The sequence below is a fragment of the Nostoc favosum CHAB5714 genome, assembly GCF_020829495.1.
Classification (GTDB): Bacteria; Cyanobacteriota; Cyanobacteriia; order Cyanobacteriales; family Nostocaceae; genus Nostoc; species Nostoc favosum.
The window spans coordinates 16,446-39,376 of record NZ_JAIVFQ010000029.1; the positions used below are offsets into that span (position 1 = coordinate 16,446).

General features: G+C 41.0%; 21 protein-coding genes and 2 pseudogenes. 15 read left to right on the forward strand and 8 right to left on the reverse strand.

Features of this window, described 5'->3' with window-relative positions; translation table 11 throughout:
- Positions 1 to 160: 160 nt before the first annotated feature.
- A complete protein-coding gene (locus tag LC586_RS19230; RefSeq protein WP_229486326.1) occupies positions 161 to 745 on the reverse strand; it encodes an Npun_F5749 family FMN-dependent PPOX-type flavoprotein in 585 nt (194 codons plus the stop codon).
- A 79-nt stretch (positions 746 to 824) separates the two neighbouring features.
- Between LC586_RS19230 and LC586_RS19235 the strand changes: the two genes are divergently transcribed.
- Positions 825 to 1,718 (forward strand): isopenicillin N synthase family dioxygenase, encoded by an 894-nt coding sequence (locus LC586_RS19235; RefSeq protein ID WP_229486327.1) that lies wholly within the window; start codon positions 825 to 827, stop codon positions 1,716 to 1,718.
- A 53-nt stretch (positions 1,719 to 1,771) separates the two neighbouring features.
- Here LC586_RS19235 and LC586_RS19240 read toward each other — a convergent pair whose 3' ends face one another.
- The 3 genes from LC586_RS19240 to LC586_RS19250 form a co-directional block, all read right to left on the reverse strand.
- Positions 1,772 to 3,880: a pentapeptide repeat-containing protein gene (locus LC586_RS19240; protein WP_229486328.1), complete on the reverse strand. Its 2,109-nt coding sequence runs from the start codon at positions 3,878 to 3,880 to the stop codon at positions 1,772 to 1,774.
- Between the two features lie 156 nt (positions 3,881 to 4,036).
- Complete coding sequence (locus LC586_RS19245) at positions 4,037 to 5,014, reverse strand: HEAT repeat domain-containing protein (protein ID WP_229486329.1); 978 nt, start codon at positions 5,012 to 5,014, stop codon at positions 4,037 to 4,039.
- Positions 5,015 to 5,022: 8 nt separating this feature from the next.
- Positions 5,023 to 5,178, reverse strand: coding sequence for a hypothetical protein (locus LC586_RS19250; protein ID WP_229486330.1), 156 nt, complete (start codon positions 5,176 to 5,178; stop codon positions 5,023 to 5,025).
- 355 nt (positions 5,179 to 5,533) lie between these two features.
- On the opposite strand from LC586_RS19250, the gene LC586_RS19255 reads away from it, so the two are divergent.
- From LC586_RS19255 to LC586_RS19280, 6 genes are all read left to right on the forward strand, one after another.
- Positions 5,534 to 6,679, forward strand: coding sequence for an NAD(P)/FAD-dependent oxidoreductase (locus LC586_RS19255; protein WP_229486331.1), 1,146 nt, complete (start codon positions 5,534 to 5,536; stop codon positions 6,677 to 6,679).
- 193 nt (positions 6,680 to 6,872) lie between these two features.
- Positions 6,873 to 8,189, forward strand: coding sequence for an urea ABC transporter substrate-binding protein (gene urtA / locus LC586_RS19260; RefSeq protein ID WP_229486332.1), 1,317 nt, complete (start codon positions 6,873 to 6,875; stop codon positions 8,187 to 8,189).
- A 91-nt stretch (positions 8,190 to 8,280) separates the two neighbouring features.
- The gene (gene urtB / locus LC586_RS19265) at positions 8,281 to 9,441 is read left to right on the forward strand and encodes an urea ABC transporter permease subunit UrtB (protein ID WP_229486333.1); all 1,161 of its coding nucleotides are present in this window, start codon (positions 8,281 to 8,283) and stop codon (positions 9,439 to 9,441) included.
- A gap of 27 nt (positions 9,442 to 9,468) precedes the next feature.
- Positions 9,469 to 10,587 (forward strand): urea ABC transporter permease subunit UrtC, encoded by a 1,119-nt coding sequence (gene urtC, locus LC586_RS19270; protein WP_229486334.1) that lies wholly within the window; start codon positions 9,469 to 9,471, stop codon positions 10,585 to 10,587.
- Positions 10,562 to 11,308, forward strand: a complete 747-nt coding sequence (gene urtD, locus LC586_RS19275) for an urea ABC transporter ATP-binding protein UrtD (protein WP_229486335.1) — start codon at positions 10,562 to 10,564, stop codon at positions 11,306 to 11,308. The genes urtC and urtD overlap by 26 nt, the downstream gene beginning before the upstream one ends.
- 385 nt (positions 11,309 to 11,693) lie before the next feature.
- Positions 11,694 to 11,870, forward strand: coding sequence for a type II toxin-antitoxin system HicA family toxin (locus tag LC586_RS19280; protein WP_229486336.1), 177 nt, complete (start codon positions 11,694 to 11,696; stop codon positions 11,868 to 11,870).
- A 202-nt stretch (positions 11,871 to 12,072) separates the two neighbouring features.
- Here the strand turns inward: LC586_RS19280 and LC586_RS19285 are convergent, their stop codons facing one another.
- A complete protein-coding gene (locus tag LC586_RS19285; RefSeq protein ID WP_229486337.1) occupies positions 12,073 to 12,663 on the reverse strand; it encodes a Uma2 family endonuclease in 591 nt (196 codons plus the stop codon).
- Between the two features lie 244 nt (positions 12,664 to 12,907).
- Positions 12,908 to 13,303 carry a hypothetical protein gene (locus LC586_RS19290; protein WP_229486338.1) on the reverse strand — a complete coding sequence of 132 codons (396 nt, stop codon included), beginning with the start codon at positions 13,301 to 13,303 and terminating at the stop codon, positions 12,908 to 12,910.
- Positions 13,304 to 13,483: 180 nt separating this feature from the next.
- Between LC586_RS19290 and LC586_RS19295 the strand changes: the two genes are divergently transcribed.
- The 4 genes from LC586_RS19295 to urtE all read left to right on the forward strand — a co-directional run bounded on the left by LC586_RS19295 (position 13,484) and on the right by urtE (position 15,381).
- Positions 13,484 to 13,804, forward strand: coding sequence for a hypothetical protein (locus LC586_RS19295; RefSeq protein WP_229486339.1), 321 nt, complete (start codon positions 13,484 to 13,486; stop codon positions 13,802 to 13,804).
- 127 nt (positions 13,805 to 13,931) lie between these two features.
- Positions 13,932 to 14,213: a hypothetical protein gene (locus LC586_RS19300; protein ID WP_229486340.1), complete on the forward strand. Its 282-nt coding sequence runs from the start codon at positions 13,932 to 13,934 to the stop codon at positions 14,211 to 14,213.
- A 17-nt stretch (positions 14,214 to 14,230) separates the two neighbouring features.
- Positions 14,231 to 14,629, forward strand: a complete 399-nt coding sequence (locus LC586_RS19305) for a type II toxin-antitoxin system VapC family toxin (RefSeq protein WP_229486341.1) — start codon at positions 14,231 to 14,233, stop codon at positions 14,627 to 14,629.
- Positions 14,630 to 14,682: 53 nt separating this feature from the next.
- Positions 14,683 to 15,381: an urea ABC transporter ATP-binding subunit UrtE gene (urtE, locus tag LC586_RS19310; RefSeq protein ID WP_190733880.1), complete on the forward strand. Its 699-nt coding sequence runs from the start codon at positions 14,683 to 14,685 to the stop codon at positions 15,379 to 15,381.
- Here urtE and LC586_RS19315 read toward each other — a convergent pair.
- Positions 15,344 to 16,084 carry a hypothetical protein gene (locus LC586_RS19315; protein ID WP_229486342.1) on the reverse strand — a complete coding sequence of 247 codons (741 nt, stop codon included), beginning with the start codon at positions 16,082 to 16,084 and terminating at the stop codon, positions 15,344 to 15,346. The genes urtE and LC586_RS19315 overlap by 38 nt on opposite strands.
- Before the next feature lie 806 nt (positions 16,085 to 16,890).
- Here LC586_RS19315 and LC586_RS19320 point away from each other — a divergent pair.
- Positions 16,891 to 17,172, forward strand: a complete 282-nt coding sequence (locus tag LC586_RS19320; RefSeq protein ID WP_229486343.1) for a hypothetical protein — start codon at positions 16,891 to 16,893, stop codon at positions 17,170 to 17,172.
- A 313-nt stretch (positions 17,173 to 17,485) separates the two neighbouring features.
- A pseudogene (locus LC586_RS19325) lies at positions 17,486 to 17,711 on the forward strand (IS4 family transposase); the annotation flags it as partial.
- Here LC586_RS19325 and alaS read toward each other — a convergent pair.
- Complete coding sequence (gene alaS / locus LC586_RS19330; RefSeq protein ID WP_229486344.1) at positions 17,700 to 20,348, reverse strand: alanine--tRNA ligase; 2,649 nt, start codon at positions 20,346 to 20,348, stop codon at positions 17,700 to 17,702. The pseudogene LC586_RS19325 and the gene alaS overlap by 12 nt on opposite strands.
- Positions 20,349 to 20,624: 276 nt before the next feature.
- On the opposite strand from alaS, the pseudogene LC586_RS41170 reads away from it, so the two are divergent.
- Both LC586_RS41170 and LC586_RS19340 read left to right on the forward strand, forming a co-directional pair.
- Positions 20,625 to 20,918: pseudogene (locus LC586_RS41170) on the forward strand (copper chaperone).
- Between the two features lie 925 nt (positions 20,919 to 21,843).
- Entirely contained in the window at positions 21,844 to 22,866 is a 1,023-nt protein-coding gene (locus LC586_RS19340) for a GGDEF domain-containing protein (RefSeq protein ID WP_229486346.1), read from the forward strand.
- Positions 22,867 to 22,931 lie beyond the last annotated feature (65 nt).

Here is a 22,931-nt window from a genome sequence, read left to right on the forward strand (position 1 = left end):
TTTCTCTCTGTGTTCTCTGCGCCTAATAAGGTTAGAAAAATTATTTTTAAACCGCAGAGGCACAGAGAACACAGAGTAAAGAGCTTAAAGAGGAATTTCTGGTCTAAAATTCTTATCCACCTTGAAAGGGCTAGGGTCAATCTTTTGACTCTTGACTAAATCACGGATTAATCGCTTCGCTAGACCACTCTTGCTGGTCATTACGGCAGTAAAGCCATCGATTTTGTGGTTCGCCGCGTAATTCTAAATGGTCTACTTGCACTGGGTCGAGTAGCAGTAGACAAAAATTAGCTACTGGCTCAACACAATCGGGCGCTGGTGGCTCAAAAACTGCTACTTCTTGGATTCTGGGTTTACCAGGATAGGGCCAAGCAAACTGTAAACGTGCAGCATCACTCAGTTCTTGCCAAATGGAAATGCGGGCTGGCTGTAAATCCTGGTGCGAATCATCATTACCTACCAGAGTCAAACAGCCAGTGATTCGGAATTGTTCGCGTGTATTGGGGAAGTACCAGCAAACTTCTGCCCAAGGTTGTTGCTGTATCTGGTCGGCTTTAGCGCTACGAGTATCGGTGATAAATTTTAGCTGGTTTGTATCTTCTAGAAAGCCACGAAAGACTAGGGTACGATTAGCGGGGCGACCGTTCGGCTGCACCGTTGCTAGTTGGAGGTAACGGGCATAAACAAGGCTGCGGTTGCGATGGAGTGCATGAGCGATCGCGCTTCGCCAAGGAGCAAGAGTCATTATAAAGTTACGTACCTAATTATTGATTATACTACTGTTAACAAAACAAAAACACAAATTTTCTAAATATATATAATAAATGGTTACAATTCCAATAATAGATTTAACTGCGTTTACCAATGGCGACACAATAACTCGGCGAAATATTATCAAACAAATCTATCAAACTTGCCATGAAATTGGTTTCATGTATTTGCAGAATCCAGGAATATCAAAAGACCTAATCAGGCAAGTATTCGCTCACAGCAAATCTTTCTTTAATTTACCTTTAGAAGTTAAGCAAAAGCAAGCTTGGAGTGATGAGTTTAATAATACAGGATACGTTGGTCTTGAGAGAGAACGTCTTGACCCCAACAAACCAGGCGACTTGAAAGAGGCGTTTAATGTAAACAAACAAGCGGCTATAACAATAGATGCTTCTATTCTCGCCTTTTATGATAATTGCACAGAACTTGCTAACACAGTGTTACAAGCTTATGCTTTGGCGTTGGAATTGCCAGAAGATTTTTTTATCATAAGACACAATCAACAAAATCATACCTTGCGATCACTCCACTATCCCCCATTGCAGACACCACCCAAACCTGGACAGGTGCGTGCTGGTGAGCATTCCGATTATGGCAGTATTACCTTACTTTTCCAAGATGACGTTGGCGGGTTGGAAGTACAGACAGCATCTGGAAATTGGATTGCCGCACCTGCGATTCCTGATACTGTGGTAGTTAATACTGGCGATTTAATGCAACGGTGGACAAATGATATGTTTTGCTCAACTAAGCATCGAGTAATGATTCCCAGTAATAACAAGGTGAAGCAGTCCCGTTATTCTATCGCTTTTTTCTGTCATCCTAATGATGATACAGAAATAGCTTGTCTGGAAAGTTGCCAGAAAGAACAACCACCTATTTATCCGCCTATCTTGGCGGGAGAATATCTTTTAAGTCGTTTACAAGCAACTTATGGTAATTCGTAATATTTCGACTGCGCTCAATACAAGTTCGTAATTCGTAATTACTGGACTTTAGACTAGTTCGCGGTGCGAAACTCCACTTCCTGCCAGCCTTTGATAGCGCCAACAATAAAAGCACCTGCTGGGTTATCAATAGCTTTCTCAAACGCAGCTAAACCACCTTCCTTAACAGCATTTATTACTCGTTTTTTCAAGGTTGGGTTGCTTTCAATTCGATTTATGGCTTCTGCTGCTACTACCATTTGCTGTGATGTAGTAGTGGTCGGGTAAGTTTGCTCTAATTGTTTTAGCAATAGCTGAATCTCGGCAGCAGCTTCAGCAAGACTTTGGGGCACTCCAGCAGCGTAGTAATTACCTTGGATATAATCGCGTTCAATGCGTTCGTTATAGTTGCCGCCACCTGTGTTGATATTGCGATCGCCAGACATTGTTGTATCTCCTTGAAATACTCGGTTGCCTTCACCTTGAACGTTGTTGACGTTGCCGCCAACTAAACCATCAATTGAAAATCCACCAGGGTTGTTAGTCATAGTACCTACCTGTTCTACATTTGAATAAAAACTAGGGCGTTGTAGCGCCTGATTAACAAAATTTTCTAAACTACGAATTCTGCTATCTTTTTCTTCTAGTAGTAATTTAATCTCCCGCTCCGGCAAGCCTTTTATCTCATTGTAAGTATCGAAATACTCTGCACTCAGATAGGATTTATCAGCCGCGATCGCTGTTTTGGCACGAAGCAGAAACTTATCCTGTCCCCGTTTTTCCATCGCCACAATTTCTAATTCAGCATCTGGATGATTTTCTGCTAACTGCTTAAAGGAAATTGCGATCGCTCTTGGGTCAACTTCTTGGTTATGGTAAAGGTCAAGGGTGTCAAATATTGGTTGAATAAAATCACCGAACTCCCCATCTGCAAACACTTCCTTGTGATTATCAGGTTTGCGAAGTGGATCAGGGTTCTCTTTAGTGGGCAGTCGCATATAAACGTATTCACACCGCACCCCATCAAACTTTGTATCAGTAGTAATGCCCCAATCTTGAATGTATGCCCCGGTGAGAGTAGCGCCTGTGAAATCCGTTTCATTAAGTTGTGCTTGGACTAGCTTTGCCCTGGATAAATCTGCCTCTTGTAAATTCGCTTGACTGAGGTCTGCACCAATAAAACTGGCGTCCACCAAATTCGCGCCTTTGAAGTTGACACCGCGCAAGTCTTGGCGGTCAAAATTCTTATCCTGTCCCTGTCCCGTAACCAACACATGGCGCACTTGTGCCTCTTGAAGGTAAGTTTTCTCAGCACAAACACGGTTGAGCATTTTTGCTTGATAGAAACAGGTACGAGTAAGAAGAGCATCTCGGAAATCTGTACTTTTGAGTGTTGCAAATGTAAAATCAGCATCGGTCAAATTTGCACCACAAAAACTTGTGCTTTTTTTAGCACAGAGATTAACAGCTATTTTTTTGAGCAGTGAATATTTCTCATCTTCAGCGAATGCTTTCTCACCAAGATAAGTGCCAAGAGCAACCATAAATAAAGCTATAAAACTAGCTAGAGGTGCAGTTACAATAAATTCTTCCTTATCAAAACCTGTAGGTAAAACTCCAAGTACAGAACCAAACAAAGCCATGACTACAGCCAACACCGTAGTTGGAGTCACAGTGATAACCTTAGTCATAACTACGGCTTCAGCAAATACTATAGCCCCAGCTATAGCTCCAGCCATACTCAAAGTTCCAAATACCAATTCAACTATCAACACTTCTAGATTTTCTGAACTAATAGCGACAGTGAAGAGCATCAAAATACTAGAGATAACAGCTATAATTCCTATTGCTGCTCTTAAACCTTGGTAGATAGCGACAACAGAGAAGGCAATTAACGTCAGCAAGATAACCATACGCGATAAAATGCCTAAATGAGCTATGGTAAAGCCGGCGTAAGTGTAAACAAATCCTGACATTGTTGATAGAAGTAATGCGACAATTGCCAAACTAATTACCCAACAGCGCTGCAATCCAGCTTCAGCATGATCGAAGTTAGCACCAATGAGAATGGCTTTAGAAAAATCTACACCTCTAATGTCAGCGTAACTAAAGTTTGCACCAGTAAGATTTTGGTTTTTAAAAGATTTGCCTTGAAGTTGAACGCGGTAGAAGTTGTGAGACATAAATTATAATAGTAAATCTCAAGTAGGTATCAACGCTCGGAAAGAAATAAACATCACAATACTACACCTGTAAATAATGTTAAAAATCTTTTCTTATCTGGCAATTTTTATAGAAAAAGGCTTTGCTGTTTTTTATTTATTTAATTAATGATTGTGTCATCTATAACGTTGATTATTACGTCTTTTCTTATGTTGATTTGCAAAATACTTTAAAAGTGCTGTGCGGAAATCTCTGATCCTACTAGGACAACTTATCCCAACTGCAATCTTTGGTTCCTGTTCAATTTTTTTGATAATTTCAGCAGCACGTTGACGGGTATTCTGGTCTGGACTATTTTTATAGTTATCTAATATCTTTTCCGAGTATTCGCTGTTGTAAAGAATAGTTGCCGCTAAAGTGCGAATTTTGGGATTTTTATTATCAAGATTTTCAGCTATAGAATAAAATAAAATTTCATCATTGACTTCTCCTCTTCTACAATTCTCTAGATTAGTAATTATGATAGATAAAACGGAAATACGAAAGTTTTGATTGTCTTCTTTTAGAGCATTAGCCAATGATTTAGTGTATCTTTCATCACCGATAGACATTTCATAACTAGTTAGAACTTCTATTGCATTATTGCGAATAGTTGTGTCATCCTTTTTAAGGGCTGCAAGGAGAGCTGGCAAGGCTTTTAGATCCATTTCTATAAAAACGTCTTCCGCCACAGCCCTAGTGTTTTTATTTTTACTACTAAGATTTGCAAGGAGAGTGGGTACGTCGTTTAAACTATAATTACAAGCAACCAAAGCTTCACGCCATGCTGCAAGCTTTTCATATTTTTCTTCAGTAGGGTTGTATGTAAATTCCTCATCATCCAATATATCTTGAAATTTATCAATTTCTTGATTAAACTCATTAATCTTTCTACGTTCTGCGTCAGTACACTTCAATGTTTCTTCATTGTTTTTATCTAAAACGATATGAGCGTTTCCTGAATTAATGCCAACTACCAAGTAGATTATAATAGTCAATACAGCGCAGTAGTAATTTTTCAAGTGTGTTAACATAATTGAATTTAAAATTTTTAAAGTTAGTATTAATGAATTTTTACTTTGGAAATTAGTATAGTTGAAATTGGGAGAATCCAACTTTTTCTTTAGTGAGTAAAGATTAATCCATTAAAGTAAGCTCTGGCATTGAGCAATCCTAAAACACAAGCTTTAGCTAAAAGACCACGAGAAATAAACATCATTTGCGCCCTCTCAATGGTTAAAGCCAGAGTTACGATCACACCCTCTGTTAGTGACTCCATGTACTACCTCATGAATGCAACATCACACTTTACTGATATTACATGCTTTCTTTTATAGATTCCGCAATTGGGGCAAAATTTGGAATTACACGTTATTCGCAAAACGTATAATTGATGACCGAAAGTATTGTACCTTCGTTAGCATCACCAACGTGCGATCTGCCCATCAAATCCAACTTATCAATCAAAACCGCTACAACCCGCATAACTTCGTTGGCTGATTAAACTTGCTTATGATTGCAGGGCTATAACCAACTACAGGTATAATCTTTGTTAAAAAGCGACTGCTATAGATGATATTTTATTCACTCACCACCGTGGCTGTACTCTTTAGTCTAAAGTCCAGTAATTAAGTATGAAAACCTACGACTGGATTGTGGTTGGCGCTGGAATTACGGGTGCTGCACTTGCTTATGAACTGGCTAAAACTGGCTTTTGTGTACTTTTGTTGGAGCAAGACAGCAGACCACAAAATGCAACTCGCTATAGTTATGGTGGGCTTGCCTATTGGTCGGGTACTACACCACTAACTCGTCAATTGTGCGAAGAAGCGATCGCGCGTTACCATATCCTATCTCAAGAGTTAGACGCTGATATCCAGTTTCGGGAATTAGATTTATTACTTACTATTTCAGCCGCTAATGACCCAGAAGCAACGGCTGAATCATATAATCATTTTGCCATTCCACCCCGTTTATTGAGTGTCCAAGAAGCTTGTGAGTTGGAACCACTGCTAAATCGAGAGGCGATATCTGGTGCTTTAACTGCCAAACACGGCCATATTCATCCAGAAAAAACAGCACAAGCCTACATCCAAGCTTTTGAGCGTGCTGGGGGTGAAATGCAGATTACTCAAGTATTGCAAGTATTGCAAGATGGTGTAAAAACAACTACTGGAACTTTTCACAGTGCTAACGTTGTCATCTGTGCGGGTGGACTCAGCCGCCAACTACTAAAATCTGCTGGTATTACCGTCAAACTGTATTTTACCCATGCAGAAATCATTGAAACCCCACCTGTGGATGTGCAGTTACGCACCTTAGTTATGCCAGCTAATTTGCAACGGTTTCAACTAGAAGCTGAATCTACTCAAGTTGATGAATTGTGGAATGAACTAGGTAATGAGCCAGTACCGCCAATTTTAGATGCAGGTGCGATTCAGTTTCAAGATGGTAGCTTTCGCATCGGTCAAATTAGCCGCGTTCTCACAGATCCTTATGCCAAGGTAAACTCAGAGGAAAGTAAAAAATGGTTGCGAAGAAGTGTTGGTCAAATTTTACCAGCATTGGAGAATTTACCAGGAACTTGGCATCATTGCTTGGTGGCATTTAGTAGCGATCGCCTGCCCTTGATTGGTACTATCCCAGGATTTGAGAGCGTTCATCTATTCTCTGGGTTTAGCAATCCTTTGGTGATTATACCACCTTTGGCAAAGCGCTTTGCTAATTTTGCATCTGGCAAGAAAGATGAGATTATTATCCAGCTATCTCTTCATTACTGAGAATAATTTCACAATATTCAGCTTCACAAAAATTAATCTTGTAAAGTTATTTTTTTATTACAAAGTTCAGACATTTTGTATAACAAGTAACTTTTTCATAGTAAACTATCGCACTATCATCACACTTTAAAGTTTAATATTGTCAGCTTTCTATTAAGTTGGCTGATTGATCAAGAGGAAAATTCATAAAAAGATGAGAAGACAATTTAACAGACGCAAGTTTTTAGTTTACGGTTCTCTAAGTTTTGGAAGCAGCTTTTTTCTGAAGGCTTGCGCGAATAATTCCCCAATTGCTACAGAGAGTCCAGTTGCACCTCCTGCTGCATCTCCTGCTGCTGCTACTGCTGGAGGCACAATCAAAGTAGGTATTTTGCACTCCCTTAGTGGCACAATGGCTATTAGTGAAAAAAGCGTTGTCGATGCTGAAAAATTAGCAATCAAAGAAATTAACGCTGCAGGTGGTATCTTAGGTAAACAAATTGAAGCAGTTACCGAAGATGGTGCTTCTAACTGGGATACTTTTAGAGAAAAGGCAACTAAACTAATTGATCAAGATAAAGTCAGTGTAGTTTTTGGTTGTTGGACATCTGCTAGCCGCAAGAATGTTAAGCCAGTATTCGAGAGCAAAAATCACATGCTCTGGTATCCTGTGCAGTATGAAGGTCAAGAGTGTTCTAAAAATATTTTCTACACTGGTGCTGCTCCAAATCAACAAATTGAACCATCTGTTGATTGGCTGTTAAAAAATAAAGGAAAAGAATTCTTCTTAGTTGGCTCTGACTACGTTTTTCCCCGCACTGCTAACACAATTATTAAAGCTCAACTAGAAGCTTTAGGTGGGAAAACAGTTGGTGAAGATTATTTACCTCTTGGCAATACAGAAGTTACGCCTATCATTACTAAAATAAAACAAAATTTGCCCAATGGTGGCGTGATTTATAACACCCTAAATGGTGATAGTAATGTCGCTTTCTTCAAACAATTAAAAGGGGCTGGATTGACACCAGAAAAATATCCTTCTATGTCTGTAAGTATTGCTGAAGAAGAAGTCAAAGCAATTGGTGTAGAGTATCTCAAAGGTCACTATGCAGCTTGGAACTATTTCCAAACAGTAGACACACCTGCTAACAAAAAATTTGTAGCAGCTTTCAAAAAAGAATACGGTGAAAATCGGGTAACAAATGACCCAATGGAAGCAGCATACATCGCCGTTTATTTGTGGAAGCAAGCAGTAGAAAAAGCTGGCACTACTGATTTAGAGAAGGTACGGGCTGCGGCGTATGGTCAAACTATAGATGCACCTGAAGGTAAAGTGACAATGGATGCCAATCATCACATATCCAAAGTTGTGCGGATTGGTCAAGTAAGGCTAGATGGTTTATTTGATATTGTTTATGCTACTCCGACAGCCGTTGAGCCAGTTCCTTGGAATCAATTTGTAAAAGAGACTAAGGGATTTGCTTGTGATTGGAGTGACCCGGCTAAGGGTGGTAAGTACAATAAAGTTTAATTTCTTAGTCATTAGTCATTAGTCATTAGTCATTAGTGAATAACAAATGATACATGACTAATGAAAAAGAGATGCTATGTAGGAGAAATAAGTGTTAGCAGGATTTTTAGAAGCTGTATTTAATGGCATTAGTATTGGCGCTGTATTATTAATTGCTGCCTTGGGATTGGCGATTATATTTGGATTGATGGGCGTTATCAATATGGCGCATGGTGAATTGATGATGTTCGGCGCTTATACAACTTATGTTGTGCAAAATGCCTGCAAACAATTGGGTGGAGTGTGGTTTGAAATATATATATTTTTGGCTTTGATTATCGCTTTTATTTTCACGGCTGCTGTGGGATTAATTCTAGAAAGAGGCGTGATTCGTTATCTCTATGGACGGCCTCTAGAAACTCTCTTGGCAACTTGGGGAGTAAGTTTGATTTTTCAACAGTTTGTTCGCAGCGTAAATTGGGTATTGATAATTGGCATAGGCTTATTTTCTCTGTTGTTTTTTGGAGGTTTATGGATTTTAAATTCTCGCACTGATTTGGGAAGAGTTCGTAACTGGATTGTGGCGGTAATATTTTTATTATCGCTGGGGGTGACAATCACAACGGGCAATTTCTTGAGTCAAACTTATCAGTTAGCAGTTACTCAACCTTGGTTTGGCGCTCAAAATGTAGATGTAACAGCGCCTAGTTGGTTACAAGCGGGGATATCTTTGGGTGGTGTACAATTACCCTTTGCTAGGTTATTTATTATTAGTTTAACGGTAATCTGTGTGGCGGGAATTTATCTATTCTTACAACGTTCTAGCTGGGGTTTAAGAATTCGGGCTGTGACGCAAAACCGGAGTATGAGTGCTTGTTTGGGTATTCCAACTCAAAAGGTTGATGCAATTACTTTTGCACTGGGTTCTGGTTTAGCTGGTGTGGCTGGATGTGCAATTAGTTTGCTCGGTTCTGTAGGGCCAAATACGGGACAAAATTATATTATTGATACTTTTATGGTGGTTGTTGTTGGGGGTGTGGGCAATTTAGCCGGGACGATTGTGGCGGCGTTGGGTATTGGTACGGCTAATTTTTTAATTGGTTCTGGGACTTTAGCTTTGCTGTTGAGTCCTGTGAAGCCTTTGGCTGATTTGTTTAGTTTTTTTGCGACGACGAGTATGGCTAAAGTGATGGTGTTTGCGCTGATTATTGTGTTTTTACAGTGGAAGCCTGGGGGGATTTTTCCGCAGAAGGGACGTACTGTTGATGTTTAAACCGCAGAGACGCAAAGGACACAGAGAATGAGGAAGAGGGGAGGAGGGTTATTAATTGAGGTGGGGGTGGTGGTTGCGATCGCACTTTTCCTCATTATCATTATGCCACTGTTGCTTACGGAGTTTCGTCTAAATTTGTTGGGGCGATTTTTGTCGCTGGCGATTGTGGCTTTGGGTATCGATTTGATTTGGGGTTATACTGGTTTACTAAGTTTGGGACATGGTATTTTTTTTGGTTTGGGTGGATATGCGATCGCAATGTACCTGAAGCTGCAAGTTCCCACTGGTGAATTGCCTGATTTCATGATGCTCTATGGGGTTACGCAACTTCCCGCGTTTTGGCAACCTTTTTATTCTTTTCCTTTGACAATAGCTTTTGTGGTACTAATTCCAGGGTTATTGGCGGGATTATTGGGATATTTGGTTTTCCGAAATCGCCTCAAGGGAGTTTATTTTTCTATCTTGACTCAAGCCGGAACTATTGTATTTTTTAATTTTTTTAACGGTCAACAACAGCTTTTCAACGGTACAAATGGACTGATAGATTTTACAACTTTGTTTGGGGCAACAGTCAGTGATGCGAAGACGCAATTTGTTTTCTACATTTTGACGGTAGTGTTTCTCGCAGCCACTTACGGAATTTGTCGCTGGTTGACAACTGGACGCTTTGGGAGATTGTTGATAGCTATTCGTGATGATGAAAGTCGGGTAAGATTTTCTGGCTACGATCCTACAGATTATAAGGTGCTGGTGTTTGCAGTTTCAGGTGCGATCGCAGGCATCGCAGGAGCATTTTACACCATCCAGAGTGGTTCTGTCTCACCCAGATCAATGGATATTGCCTTTTCGATTGAAATGGTGATTTGGGTAGCGGTGGGAGGACGCGCTACTTTAATTGGGGCGATTGTCGGAACTTTGTTAGTAAATTATGCCCGCACTTTTTTAAGTGAACAATTTGCTGAAATCTGGCTATTTTTCCAAGGCGCACTATTTTTGATAGTCGTTACAGTGCTTCCTGACGGCATAGTGGGATGGTTGCGTAGCCAGAATATTTCTCTTTTCAACCGCCGTCAACAAATTGCTACATATCCCACCTTGGAAGAAGACGCCGAAGTGCAACATGAACGCGAAAATATTGGAAACTGAAAACGTAACTGTTAGTTTTGACGGTTTTAAGGCTCTAAATCAGCTTAACTTTAGCATGGATGTGGGTGAATTACGAGTAGTAATTGGCCCCAATGGTGCGGGAAAGACAACATTTCTGGATGTGATTACGGGGAAAGTGCAACCAACTGTTGGGCGAGTTTTATTCAAAGGTAAAAACCTGCGTTCTTTACCTGAATATAAAATTGCGCGGTTAGGAATTGGGCGCAAGTTTCAAACACCCCGAATTTACTTAAATTTAACGCCCCGTGAAAATCTAGAAATTACCAGTAACAAGAATAAAAATGTCTTTTCTACTTTGTTTGAGCGTTCTAATGCTGTTGAAAAGAATAATATTAAAGGATTATTGGAAACCATCGGCTTAACGCCGAAAGCAGATATCAGAGCAGCTTTACTTTCCCACGGCGAAAAGCAGCGTTTAGAAATTGGGATGTTAGTAGCACAGTCACCAGATTTATTACTCGTTGATGAACCAGTTGCGGGTTTAACAGATGAAGAAACCTATAACATCGGTGAATTACTTTTAGCACTAGCACAAAGTCATTCCATTTTAGTAATTGAACACGATATGGAATTTGTGCGTCAAATTGCCCGGAAAGTAACGGTGTTACATGAAGGTTCGGTGCTGTGCGAAGGGAATTTTGAGGAAGTGCAAAATGATTCTCGTGTTATTGAAGTATATCTAGGAAAACAGGAAGAGTGAACTACCTACACCGCCCTTGCGGGTCGGTGTAGGCTTCCGGTTTCAACGACAACAGCCTTTCCACCTTGTGGCTTATTGGTCTTACGCTGCCTCGACTCGGCAATAACGGGGTTCCCTCCGCCATTGTTTTGTAATATCCGTATGCCTTCAGTTCTGATATTTAATGCTGCATTTGCATCACGGTCGTGAGTAGCTTGACATTCCTGTTCTTAGCGGACGTGAAGTTGTTCGTGTATTTGAGTCATATCATGTCCGCATAATTAGTTATGATTCCCACAGTCATTCCACCCCACCCCGCCAAAGCTACGCTTTGTCTCCCCTCCCCGCTTGCGGGGAGGGGATTAAGGGGTGGGGTTCTTGGGGTTTAATAAGGAATCAAGCGGACATGATATCATTTGGTTGGGAAGTTGCACGTCAAAGTGGAAGCCATATCATCCTGGTTAAGGAAGGAGAGTTAGCCACACTGTCTGTTCCTGAGCATCGTGAAGTAGCAAAAGGAACGTTGCGAAGTTTGATTCGCACTGCTGGGCTTACAGTCAACGAGTTTGTTTCTGCAATTTGATGCGGAGTGCATCCCAGTTTTTATTTTTCAATAAGATTCTATTCGCCTGGTAATTCTAGTCGGATTGCGCTGTTATATCATGTCCGCTTGATTACTTATTAAACCCGAAGAACCCCACCCCGACAATCGTCGCTTTGTCTCCCCTCCCCGCAAGCAGGAGGGGTTGGGGGTGGGGTGCAATGACTGTGGGAATCATAACTATTTATCCGGACATGATATTAAACACCTGCTCTACTGTTAGCACCCAATCAGCAATTACCACTGATTCCATGTAAGTCGCACCTGTAAATACCTTATCCTCATACTGTCCCTCCACCCACTGGCAAATCGTAATTTGTTGCATCTGTGCGTCAACAATCCAATACTCCAATATTTCCCTAGCGGCATACTCCGTCCGCTTGTAGCGATAATCACGAACACGGTTCGCTGTTCCCGGTGAAACAATTTCAATCACTAGCGCAGGCGGCGGCATATCACGGGTGAGGGTAGCACGAGTAGCACCGATAAGGGCAGCATAAGATTCTTCTGTGTGAACCATTAAGTCAGGTAAACGACATCTCGCCCGTCGCCCCGCCACCTCAATTTCTGTATCCTTGTGAGCAACTAAATAAAAGGGGAAATGTTTTAGGAGTTCAACAAATAAAAATCTTGCCAGATTGCTATTTTCCTGACTTTCTGGTGGTATCTCGACTAGTTCTCCATCCACCAACTCATAGCGCGTGTCTGTACCATCGTCATAGGTAAGATACTCCTCAAAGGTCAGCAGTTTTTGGGTTTTCGTCGTTTGGGTCATTTGCTTTGCCTTCTTACCCTACATAGACTACCACTGAATATTATAAGGTTGTTTATCCTAGTCTAACTGTTGAATAATCCCATCTTGTACAAAAGTGTAAAAATTATAGTTTGCTAACCTACAATTATTTTTATTCCTCCAAAGTTACAAAAGAATAATATTAGCTATCTTAGACAAATCTCTAACATCCCATTCCTTAATCCCCTCCCCAAAGCATCGGAGAGGGGAGGCAAAGCATAATTTTCTATGCAGTTTTAGCATTTTTATCTGATGCTTGTTCTGCAATATTTTTTAAGCGGCTCGATCTCATTTTGCGGACGCGATCGCTATTGCGAACACCACCCGCCATTTCATATTCAGCGCTGTCTTTACCATACTTGATAGCAACCACCATTAACATTTTCTCAGAAAGCTGTCTCAAGTTTTTTTCCATCTCTTCAACTTCTGTTAAAGAAGAGTCAACTATAGCCAGAGCGCTATTATGAACATCAAGTTTGTTGCGTAACTGTTGGATTGACTCAATCAGTTTTTCTAATGTATAATCTTGTTCAAATTTAATGCTTGGAACAATCGATTTCATCCCAGATGCTCTTAATTCAGCTTTTTCTAAAACACGGGATGTACGTTTTTGACGAGACATACAATTTCTCTTTTAAGATACTTCTAGAGCTAGCTTGCCTCAATTAAGCCCGATTCCGCTTCAGCATAAATCGCAATTTCTGATAATAAAATTTTTGAGCTTGCCTCAGTAATATTTCGGTATATAATTACTCATGTAATAAGGCAAAAGGTAGGAAACACGAGAGTAGTCGCTACAGACTTGAGAGTAGTCGCTACAGACTTGAGAGTAGTCGCTACAGACTTGAGAGTAGTCGCTACAGATTTGAGAGTAGTCGCTACAGACTTGAGAGTAGTCGCTACAGACTTGAGAGTAGTCGCTACAGATTTGAGAGTAGTCGCTACAGACTTGAGAGTAGTCGCTACAGACTTGAGAGTAGTCGCTACAGACTTGAGAGTAGTCGCTACAGACTTGAGAGTAGTCACTACAGACTTGAGAGTAGTCGCTACAGACTTGAGAGTAGTCGCTACAGACTTGAGAGTAGCCACTACAGTATTCTATATAGCAATATGCTTGGGTTAAGGATTTTTGGTATTGATTTTAGGTATGTAGAGACTAGCAATTGCAACGTCTCTACAAATGATTTGGGGCTTAACTGAACTGTATTGAGCTATAATTGCCCTAGCTTTACTTGCAATCGTTTATTCCTATGAGCCAACTGCTAACACTGGAATTAAGTGATGATGTCTATGCAGCTTTGCAGCAGCAAGCTGATGCCATCGGGCTTTCGGTAGCAGAATTGATTGTGACATCTCTTGATGGGCAGCATCGTCTTCTGACTGGTGCAAAGCTACAACCAGAAGTTCAGCCAGAAGAAGCACATCAACGTTTACTTAGTTATGCAGGTGCAATTAGCTTGGGTTATGCCACAGGTATAGATAACGAAAGCATTGATGCTGACTTGGCAAAAGCTTACACCAATGACTTTTAAGCATTGGGATGTAGATTATGCTGCTTGATACGTCAGGATTGCTCTGCTTTCTCCATAAAGATGAGCCACAACATGAAAGGGCAGTTGAACTGATTGCTAGTACAAGCAGAACTCGGCTTACGCACAACTATGTTTTAGCAGAATTAGTGGCTCTAGCATTGGTTCGAGGCTTTTCCCGTTCAATTGTACTGTCATACAGCCTTGAACTGATCAACAATTCAAACGTTCAAATTGTATGGGTTGATGAGCCGCTACATCGAGAAGCAATAGATTTATTGTTAGCAAGACAGGATAAAACCTATTCGTTATGTGATGCTGTAAGCTTTGTGTTAATGCGTAGGCAAGGAATTATGGAGGCATTAACAACTGATAAACACTTTGAGCAAGAAGGTTTTACTCGTTTGTTGGGGCAATAGGCTAACACTGCGCTGCGCCTCTGGGTGAAATTTTCATATACAGGTAATTTCTAATGCTAAAAATCTCTAACCTTAACGTTTACTACGGTGAAAGCCATATTCTCCGCAATGTAGATTTAAGCGTACCATCTGGGCAAATGATATGCCTAATTGGACGCAATGGCGTAGGTAAATCGACATTACTTAAAACAATAATGGGTTTACTCAAACCCCGCAGTGGTACTATTAACTTAGCTGGAGAATTAATCAACTCGAAATCTCCAGACCAAAGGGCAAAGTTGGGAATTGGTTATGTCCCCCAAGGACGAGAAATTATCCCCCGGTTGACAGTTAAAGAAAATCTGCTGCTGGGGTTGGAAGCTAGACGCAAACCAGTAAAAAAAGCAGAAATTCCAGAGGAAGTTTTTAGCTTATTCCCGGTGTTAAAAACCATGCTTTCGCGGATGGGTGGTGATTTGAGTGGAGGACAGCAGCAACAATTAGCGATCGCTCGTGCTTTAATGGGAGAACCTCAATTACTTGTATTGGATGAACCCACCGAAGGTATTCAACCCTCCATCATCCTAGAAATTGAAGCCGCAGTCCGTCGCATCGTCGAAACCACAGGCATTTCGGTTTTATTGGTAGAGCAACATTTACACTTTGTCCGTCAGGCTGATTACTATTACGCTATGCAAAAAGGTGGTATTGTCGCCTCCGGTTCCACAGCCGAACTCAGCCAAGATGTGATTCAACGCTTTTTAGCTGTTTAATTTTTGATAGTTCTATATCAATTGTATCTGAAGCAATCAAGTCTGCGGCTTCTTGTAAAAGCTCATGCTGTTCCTTTTGAATTGCTTCTAAACGATGAGATATTTCTGCTAATCGTTGTTGCTTACTTGGTTGGAAATTTTCAGGTGGCAAAGCTGGCAGGTTATCAACTGTTTTAGTAACTGTCATTCGTTGAATTGTAAAACTACCAACTTTAGTTAAGGATAGAAAACTAACTTTAATCAAAGCCTGAAGCAATTTTAACGGAACTTGCAGTATTGACCAACTAGCCGTTTCAATCAAGCGGACAATTGCTTTGATGATGCTCCAGATGAGAGCGATCGCAAACAGCAAAATCGCTATACTAACAATTGGGTGATTAGTCGCCCAACCTAGTATTTGAACTAACCTAAATAATATGGGGTGTTGTGTCAGCCAATCACTTACAGAAGATGCCATCGCATCTTTAACTGCGCCTGATGTTGTACTCTTAAATTTCTCAGCAGTTTGCCAAGTTTCCTCTAAACTTGTCGTAACTGTATCAATTGCTTTATCAGTCGTTGTAGTTGCTGTTGCCTTCAAAGACTCCCCAACTTGTTGTGCTGAGTTACTTAGAGAGTTAACATTTTCACCTACAAAATCTTTCACATTTTGCAAGCGTTGCAAAACTCCGTTAGATAAATGTATGTATATTTTGGATGCCATAAAACATTTCACCAAGGTTGAAATCTAACTTGCAATTTGCTTTCTATCTCTATCAGACATCCCAACGAGGTAACAAAAGTTCTCTATATAGGTTCTGATATGGATTTTTATAAAACTCCTTATCATACCACAAAACTTTTCTGCAAGAGGTCTATTGGCATGAATATTAATCTTTGCTAATTTCCCACTTAATCCCACAAAACCCCCCTCGTATTTTTTTGTGATTGTTGAGAATATTAATTTGTGATGAATAACGAACAGCAAAAGTCTAGAAACCTGAACACTTTAAAAAGTAAATTAAGTGACAGATATTACAGATAGCAATGATACTCGTTATTCTTTTAGTGAGGTAAAACACCCAGTTAGTAAAATAAGTAGGTCAGCGTAAAAATTTGTCGTTGGGATAAGGCAGTAAGCAGGAGGTATAAGGCAATAAGAAAGACAATTTTCCCTGAATTTATCTATTGAGAAGATACGTTTTCATTATGTCCACGAAACCATAAAAATGCTTGCTCAAAAACCTGAGCCTATTTTATTGGCCAAGGTTTTCCACAAGCTTACAGATTTGGGTCGTATTCATCCCGTTCCAGTTAATGTTAACGCTTCGTAAATAGGTGAAGGTATCGATCTACCTAATTTAAGTAATCGTACAAAATTAATTACACAAAATCTGGTCTGAAATCTTTGACTGGTAAAGAATTGGCAAATAAGCAATATGTAATTAATTCTGTCGTGGTACTTAATATTCACGCAGGGGGTCTAATGCTCCCAGGTAACTTGCATTAAGTAAATTTATAGAGAGAACTATGGAAGGCACACTTTTCACTGAACTCACTCTGAGTGATGAAGCCAGCTTGGTAGGTGGTTGTAGGGGTAACAACAGGTTCAACGGCGGCAATGCCAATCGCGGCGGCAATGGCGGCAATGCCAATGGCGGTGGCGGCGGCAGAGGGGGTAGCGGCGGCAATGGCGGCAATGCAATTGTCATTGTTATCGGATCGGGTCAGGGCACTGCCATTGGTGGCAATGGTGGCAGTGGGGGTGGCGGCGGCAATGGCGGTGGTGGCGGCACAGGGGGAGCGCGGTGATGGGCATTAGTGTCAACTTAAGCATACAGAAACCATAAAATGTATCACTAAGAACATCTTGATTGATGTCCTTAGTGATACATCATGAGTACAAAACGCCCAGTGCGAAAAGGAAACCCAGACTTGCGGCAACAAAAACATGTACCAGCGCCGCCAATAGAATAAATCGAAAAACAACTATATTCATTAGACCTCTTGCATAAATCAAAAATAAAGAACCCCACCCCGCATTTGAGTAAAGCAAACGCTCCCCTCCCCGATGCTTTGGGGAGGGGTTGGGGGTGGGGTGTTAAGGACTTTTGCAAGAGGTCTATTGCTATCACCACGCAGCTTCAAGCCACTCAAACTATGTGAAGGCAAAGACAAGAAAAAATTGTGCGAGCGGATACTGACATTGCCAATCATGATGGCAGTAGTATTGAGTCTGATATATCGGCAGATAGCCGGATTAAGAGAAGTACAACGAGTGCTCAATGAGGAAGGATTGTTGTGGGTGGGTCGAATTGAGGTGAGTTGCCCAAGCAACATCAAAAAGGCTCTAAAGCGGACTTTAACTCACTTTCCGCTTGTTCCAACGCTTCTGGTAATTTAGTTGCATCGCGTCCGCCTGCTTGGGCTAAGTTCGGTCTTCCACCGCCACCGCCACCGCAGATTTTAGCGATCGCACCCACAAATTTACCAGCTTGCAGACCTTTTTTGTTCACTTCTGAACTAAAAGCTGCAACTATACTAACTTTCCCCTCTTCAGGAACAGAACCCAGCACCACCGCACCATTACCGATTTTTTGCAGTAAGCGTTCGGCTGCGGTTTTCAATGATTCTGGATCAACATCTTCTAATTGGGCGACAATAATTTTAGAATCGCCTACCGTTTCGGCTGTTTGCAGCAAGCTGTCAGATTTTGCGATCGCTAACTGTACCTTCAAGGTTTCCAATTCCTTTTGGCTATTTCTCAGTTCGCTTTGCAGACTTGTGATTCTGTCTGGCAATTCTTCGGGTTTAACTTTAAAGCGATCGCTCAAATCTTTAACTACTTTATCCCGCAGGTTGAGATAATCTAGTATTGCTGGCCCCGAAACAGCTTCAATGCGCCGCACCCCAGAAGCCACACCAGCTTCGGAAATAATTTTAAATACGCCAATTTCAGCCGTATTACTCACATGAGTTCCACCGCATAGTTCCATTGATACGCTAGGGAAGTCAATCACCCGCACTTCCTCGCCGTATTTTTCGCCGAACATCGCAACAGCACCCCTAGCTTTCGCCTCTGCTAAAGGTAATACTTCCACTTTTGCAGCATGTGCTTCAGCAATCCAAGTGTTCACCTGTTCTTCAATTTGTTGCACTTCCTCTGCTGTCAACGCGCGGGGACAGTTGAAGTCAAAGCGCAACCTATCAAAGGATACTAAGGAACCAGCTTGAGATATGCTATCATCAACAATTTTTTTCAAAGCCGCTTGCAACAGGTGCGTTGCGGTATGGTTAGCTTGGGCGCGACGGCGACAAGCCGGATCAATTTGAGCGGTTACATTATCGCCTACGCGCAGTGTACCGCGTTCGATGCGTCCGAAGTGAACAAAGAAATCAGATTCTTTCTTCACATCTTCCACCCGAACTACGATTCCATCACCAGAGATATAACCGCGATCGCCAATTTGTCCCCCGGATTCAGCATAAAATGGCGTTTTGTCAAGGACTATTTGCACCTCTGTCCCCGCTTCTGCTTCCTCTTGAGAAACACCTTCTACCAAAATCGCTTCGACTTTCGCCGTCGTCGCAGGTTGGGTATAGCCTAAAAACTCGGTGACTTGGATGTGTTCTGCCAATTTGTCCAGGGAACCTTGCACAGTTAAATCGATGGTTTCGTGTGCATCTCTACCACGTCCTTTTTGGATTTCCATTTCTACCTCAAATCCCTCAACATCAACTGTGAGGTCATTTTCAGTAGCAATTTCCTGAGTAAGTTCGAGTGGGAAACCGTAGGTGTCGTAAAGTTTAAAGGCACTTTTACCACTGATTTGGGTGCTTCCTTGCTGTTTCAGTTCTTGGACGATTTCCTCCAGTAGTTTTTCGCCTCTGTCGAGAGTTGTGAGGAAATTCGATTCTTCCCGTTGCAACTCAGCTTTAATTGCGGCTTCCCGTTGACGCACATTGGGGTAAGCTGATTCAGAAAGAGCGATCGCAGTTTCGGCAACTTGGGTAGTAAATTCGCCAGAAATCCCAATTAATCGCCCATGACGCACCACGCGCCGAATTAACCGCCGCAGCACATAACCCCGTCCTACGTTGGAGGCGCGAATTTCATCGGCGATCATGTGGACAACAGAACGAACGTGATCACCAATGACTTTTAGAGAAACTTTGGTTTTTTCATCACTTTTGTGGTAATCAATGCCAGCAATTTGCGCGGCTGTTTGGATAATTGGGAAAATCAGGTCAGTTTCGTAGTTATTGGGTACTTTTTGGAGAATTTGCGCCATTCTCTCCAAACCCATGCCGGTGTCGATGTTCTTGTTTTGCAGTGGCGTTAAATTGCCTGACGCATCCCGGTTATATTGCATGAACACGAGGTTGTAAAACTCGATGAACCGGGAATCGTCTTCTAAATCTATATTTTCGTCACCCCGTTCTGGGTGGAAGTCGTAATAAATTTCTGAACAAGGCCCACAAGGCCCAGTCGGCCCAGATACCCAAAAGTTATCATCTTCGCCCAAGCGTTTAATTCTCGCTATCGGCACACCGATTTGATCGCGCCAAATGCCAAAAGCTTCATCATCATCTTCAAAAACGCTGACGACAAGATTGTTTGGTGAGAAGCCAAAGACTTGTGTAGAGATTTCCCAACCCCAAGCGATCGCTTGTTCTTTAAAATAATCACCAAAGCTGAAATTGCCCAGCATCTCAAAAAACGTGTGATGTCGTTTGGTGCGTCCGACATTTTCGATATCGTTGGTGCGGATACACTTTTGCGAAGTCGTAGCCCGCTTAAATTCTGGTGTGCGCTGCCCCAAGAATATCGGCTTAAATGGTAGCATCCCCGCGATCGTCAGCAGCACGGTTGGGTCTTCTGGCACGAGGGAGGCACTTGGGAGAATTTGGTGATTCCGTTGGGCAAAGAAGTCGAGAAATATGTTGCGAATTTCGTTACCGCTTAGGTACTGGGGATTTGAAGACATGGGTGTTTTTAACTTTAGACTTTACAGACTTGGGCGTAGCGGCACTAGGTAAGTGTATTTTCATAAATAGCTTTATATATTCTTGCATTTTGTTTCATATTACTGCCAGCGAATTGTGCCAGTCGGTGAGCAAAATGCAGCGATTAGGAAGCTTTTACACCATAATCCGACTCTGGCAGGATGCGCGACGCCCAATAGCCCGTCGTAGACATCGCATTTTGATCTTTAAAATTAATCCTTAAGAGATACTTTAAAAATCCCATACTAGGGTAGCAAATGGCACTAAAACTGAAAGTATCAAATATTGCTTGTGAGAGATGTGCAGAAATAATTACTGAATCAATCCACGTTATGGAACCTGAGGCTAAGATGGATATTGATGTTACAGCTATTTTCAGGTAAATAGACCACGCGGTAGGGGCACAGCATTGCTGTGCCCTTACGACAGATGTGGTTGAAATACATGAAAACTGCTGTAATGCTAAAACTGTCACGGTGGAATCCGCAGCTTCTGAAGAGTCAATCAAACAGGTAATTGTTGCTGCTGGTTCTGCTGTTGAGGGTTATTGATCGGGTTCTAGCTTTTCACAGAAGTTGAGAATTTCATATTTTAGGGTACGCTAACAAAATTTTTTATATTTTTTCCGCCCTTTCTCCGGGCAAAATTGAACTAATTTCCCCACATTAGGAGCAGGTTTTAACATAAACTCTTTTATTTAGCTTTGTCTTCTAGATTTATGAGGTTGCGGTAAACAAAAAAAAGATGTGAATTAAGTAAATAAACCAACATCGCAAAAGTGTATACAGAAACCATTTATGTTTTCTACCAACACATTGTGGAACTTCACTTAAATTGTGAATTTTTACCTTAAAAATTAACTCTGGAATTGTAGGGTAGGTTAGTGCTATAAGCTTACTGCCTTAGTAGTGGTAACTTTTGCTATCTATTTAATTCGCATTTTTTTGCAATTCAACCCCTACCTTGATACTTCATAAAAGCCTATTCTTTAAAGAAAAAGGCTTAACTACTGTTTGGTTAATAACATTTATCCTTCAATGAAAAACTTTTGGCTTGTATAATTAAATGGAAAAAAGTTATAAGTTATTTATTTTTCTACTTAGGGATAAAATTATCTGCTTAATATGACAGTTATTACAAATTATTTATTTTAGTAATTAGTTGAGGAGAAGAACACTTAAGAAAGTACAGAAACAGTTTTTATACATCTCAATAATATTCAGTATTTTTACTGTTTAAAAAAAATACTGTAAAGAAGACATTAGTTGTCAGAAGAGGAGGTTTCAGAAACGGTAGTAGTAAAAATAAAGTCTAAAGAGGACATTACTATTGTAAAAATCTTCTAATTCTGCGAACAAATAATATATCAGCAAATATAACTCAACCTAAAAGATCATATTTGGTATTACCCAACAAGAGCAGCAAGTCTTAAAAAGTTAATCTCTTTAAAAGTTAAATAGGGTAAAAAATAAAGCAATGAATATGTCTATTCTGGTCTTGGGAAAAAATAACTTTATCGCTACACTTCCAGATCAGATCCGTTATGCGACTGCTTTTAGTGTAGAAGTTATAGACAATCTTAATCAGGCAGTGTCGCGGATTGAAATTACGCCCCCCGATATAATACTTGTGCAGGCTAGTCTGGATGGCAGTATGGAACTTTGCAGTTGGTTGAAAGACCAGGCAAAACTATCCTGGATATACTGTATTCTCTTCGAGGATCGTCCCCAGCAGCTTATTGATAGAAATAAGGGTTGGCACAGGGAATTAGAGATGAGTGCTGCGGCACTCAAGCAAGGAGCCGATGCTTATATTTGGCATCTTCTTGATGAAAAAACAGACCATAGCTTGGCAGAATTGACCGCCAATCATGAACTAATACTTGCTCAATTGACTGTTGGCTTGCGAAAAGCACAAAAATACCGAGATTTGATTCGGACAAATGATATGTTATCAGCGATCGCTTTATCTGATTCCTTGACAGAATTAAATAATCGTCGTGCTTTAGAATGGGACTTACCCAGGCAAATAAAAAAAGCTAGGAGTCAAAAGACTTCCATGAGTTTGATTATTCTGGATGTAGATCATTTCAAAAAAGTTAACGATACTCACGGGCATTTAGTTGGCGATCGCATCTTACAGCTGCTATGTAAGCGTCTGCGACACAATCTGCGCTGTCAAGACACAGCATTTCGCTATGGTGGCGAAGAATTTGTGATTCTTCTGGCTTCCACTAACGATGAGGAAGCAGTAGTCGTCGCCCGTCGTCTTAATCGGGTAGTCAGGGAAGAACCATTTTCACTCAGCAATAAACTGATAATTAATATCACCATTAGTCTCGGCACAGCCTGTCTGCAAACTGAGGATGACGATCAAGGAGTAAGTCTGTTACATCGTGCCGATCAATGCTTGCTACAAGCTAAAACTACTGGGCGTAATCGGGTTATTGCCTCGAACTATTTATGTCATGTCCCACATCTAAAAGTTGTTTCTTCTTAAAATTGGGAATTGGGAATTGGGAATTGGGAATTGGGAATTGGGCAATAATCAATAGTTATTCTCTT

Coding starts and splice junctions, on each gene's coding strand:
- LC586_RS19285 (WP_229486337.1), bottom strand. CDS start 12,663: ATGACCCAAACGACGAAAACCCAAAAACTGCTGACCTTTGAGGAGTAT.
- LC586_RS19320 (WP_229486343.1), top strand. CDS start 16,891: ATGGAAGGCACACTTTTCACTGAACTCACTCTGAGTGATGAAGCCAGC.
- LC586_RS19250 (WP_229486330.1), bottom strand. CDS start 5,178: ATGGAGTCACTAACAGAGGGTGTGATCGTAACTCTGGCTTTAACCATT.
- alaS (WP_229486344.1), bottom strand. CDS start 20,348: ATGTCTTCAAATCCCCAGTACCTAAGCGGTAACGAAATTCGCAACATA.
- LC586_RS19235 (WP_229486327.1), top strand. CDS start 825: ATGGTTACAATTCCAATAATAGATTTAACTGCGTTTACCAATGGCGAC.
- LC586_RS19255 (WP_229486331.1), top strand. CDS start 5,534: ATGAAAACCTACGACTGGATTGTGGTTGGCGCTGGAATTACGGGTGCT.
- LC586_RS19340 (WP_229486346.1), top strand. CDS start 21,844: ATGAATATGTCTATTCTGGTCTTGGGAAAAAATAACTTTATCGCTACA.
- LC586_RS19305 (WP_229486341.1), top strand. CDS start 14,231: ATGCTGCTTGATACGTCAGGATTGCTCTGCTTTCTCCATAAAGATGAG.
- LC586_RS19230 (WP_229486326.1), bottom strand. CDS start 745: ATGACTCTTGCTCCTTGGCGAAGCGCGATCGCTCATGCACTCCATCGC.
- urtC (WP_229486334.1), top strand. CDS start 9,469: ATGAGGAAGAGGGGAGGAGGGTTATTAATTGAGGTGGGGGTGGTGGTT.
- LC586_RS19240 (WP_229486328.1), bottom strand. CDS start 3,880: ATGTCTCACAACTTCTACCGCGTTCAACTTCAAGGCAAATCTTTTAAA.
- LC586_RS19315 (WP_229486342.1), bottom strand. CDS start 16,084: ATGGCATCCAAAATATACATACATTTATCTAACGGAGTTTTGCAACGC.
- LC586_RS19300 (WP_229486340.1), top strand. CDS start 13,932: ATGAGCCAACTGCTAACACTGGAATTAAGTGATGATGTCTATGCAGCT.
- LC586_RS19290 (WP_229486338.1), bottom strand. CDS start 13,303: ATGTCTCGTCAAAAACGTACATCCCGTGTTTTAGAAAAAGCTGAATTA.
- urtD (WP_229486335.1), top strand. CDS start 10,562: ATGAACGCGAAAATATTGGAAACTGAAAACGTAACTGTTAGTTTTGAC.
- urtE (WP_190733880.1), top strand. CDS start 14,683: ATGCTAAAAATCTCTAACCTTAACGTTTACTACGGTGAAAGCCATATT.
- urtA (WP_229486332.1), top strand. CDS start 6,873: ATGAGAAGACAATTTAACAGACGCAAGTTTTTAGTTTACGGTTCTCTA.
- LC586_RS19280 (WP_229486336.1), top strand. CDS start 11,694: ATGATATCATTTGGTTGGGAAGTTGCACGTCAAAGTGGAAGCCATATC.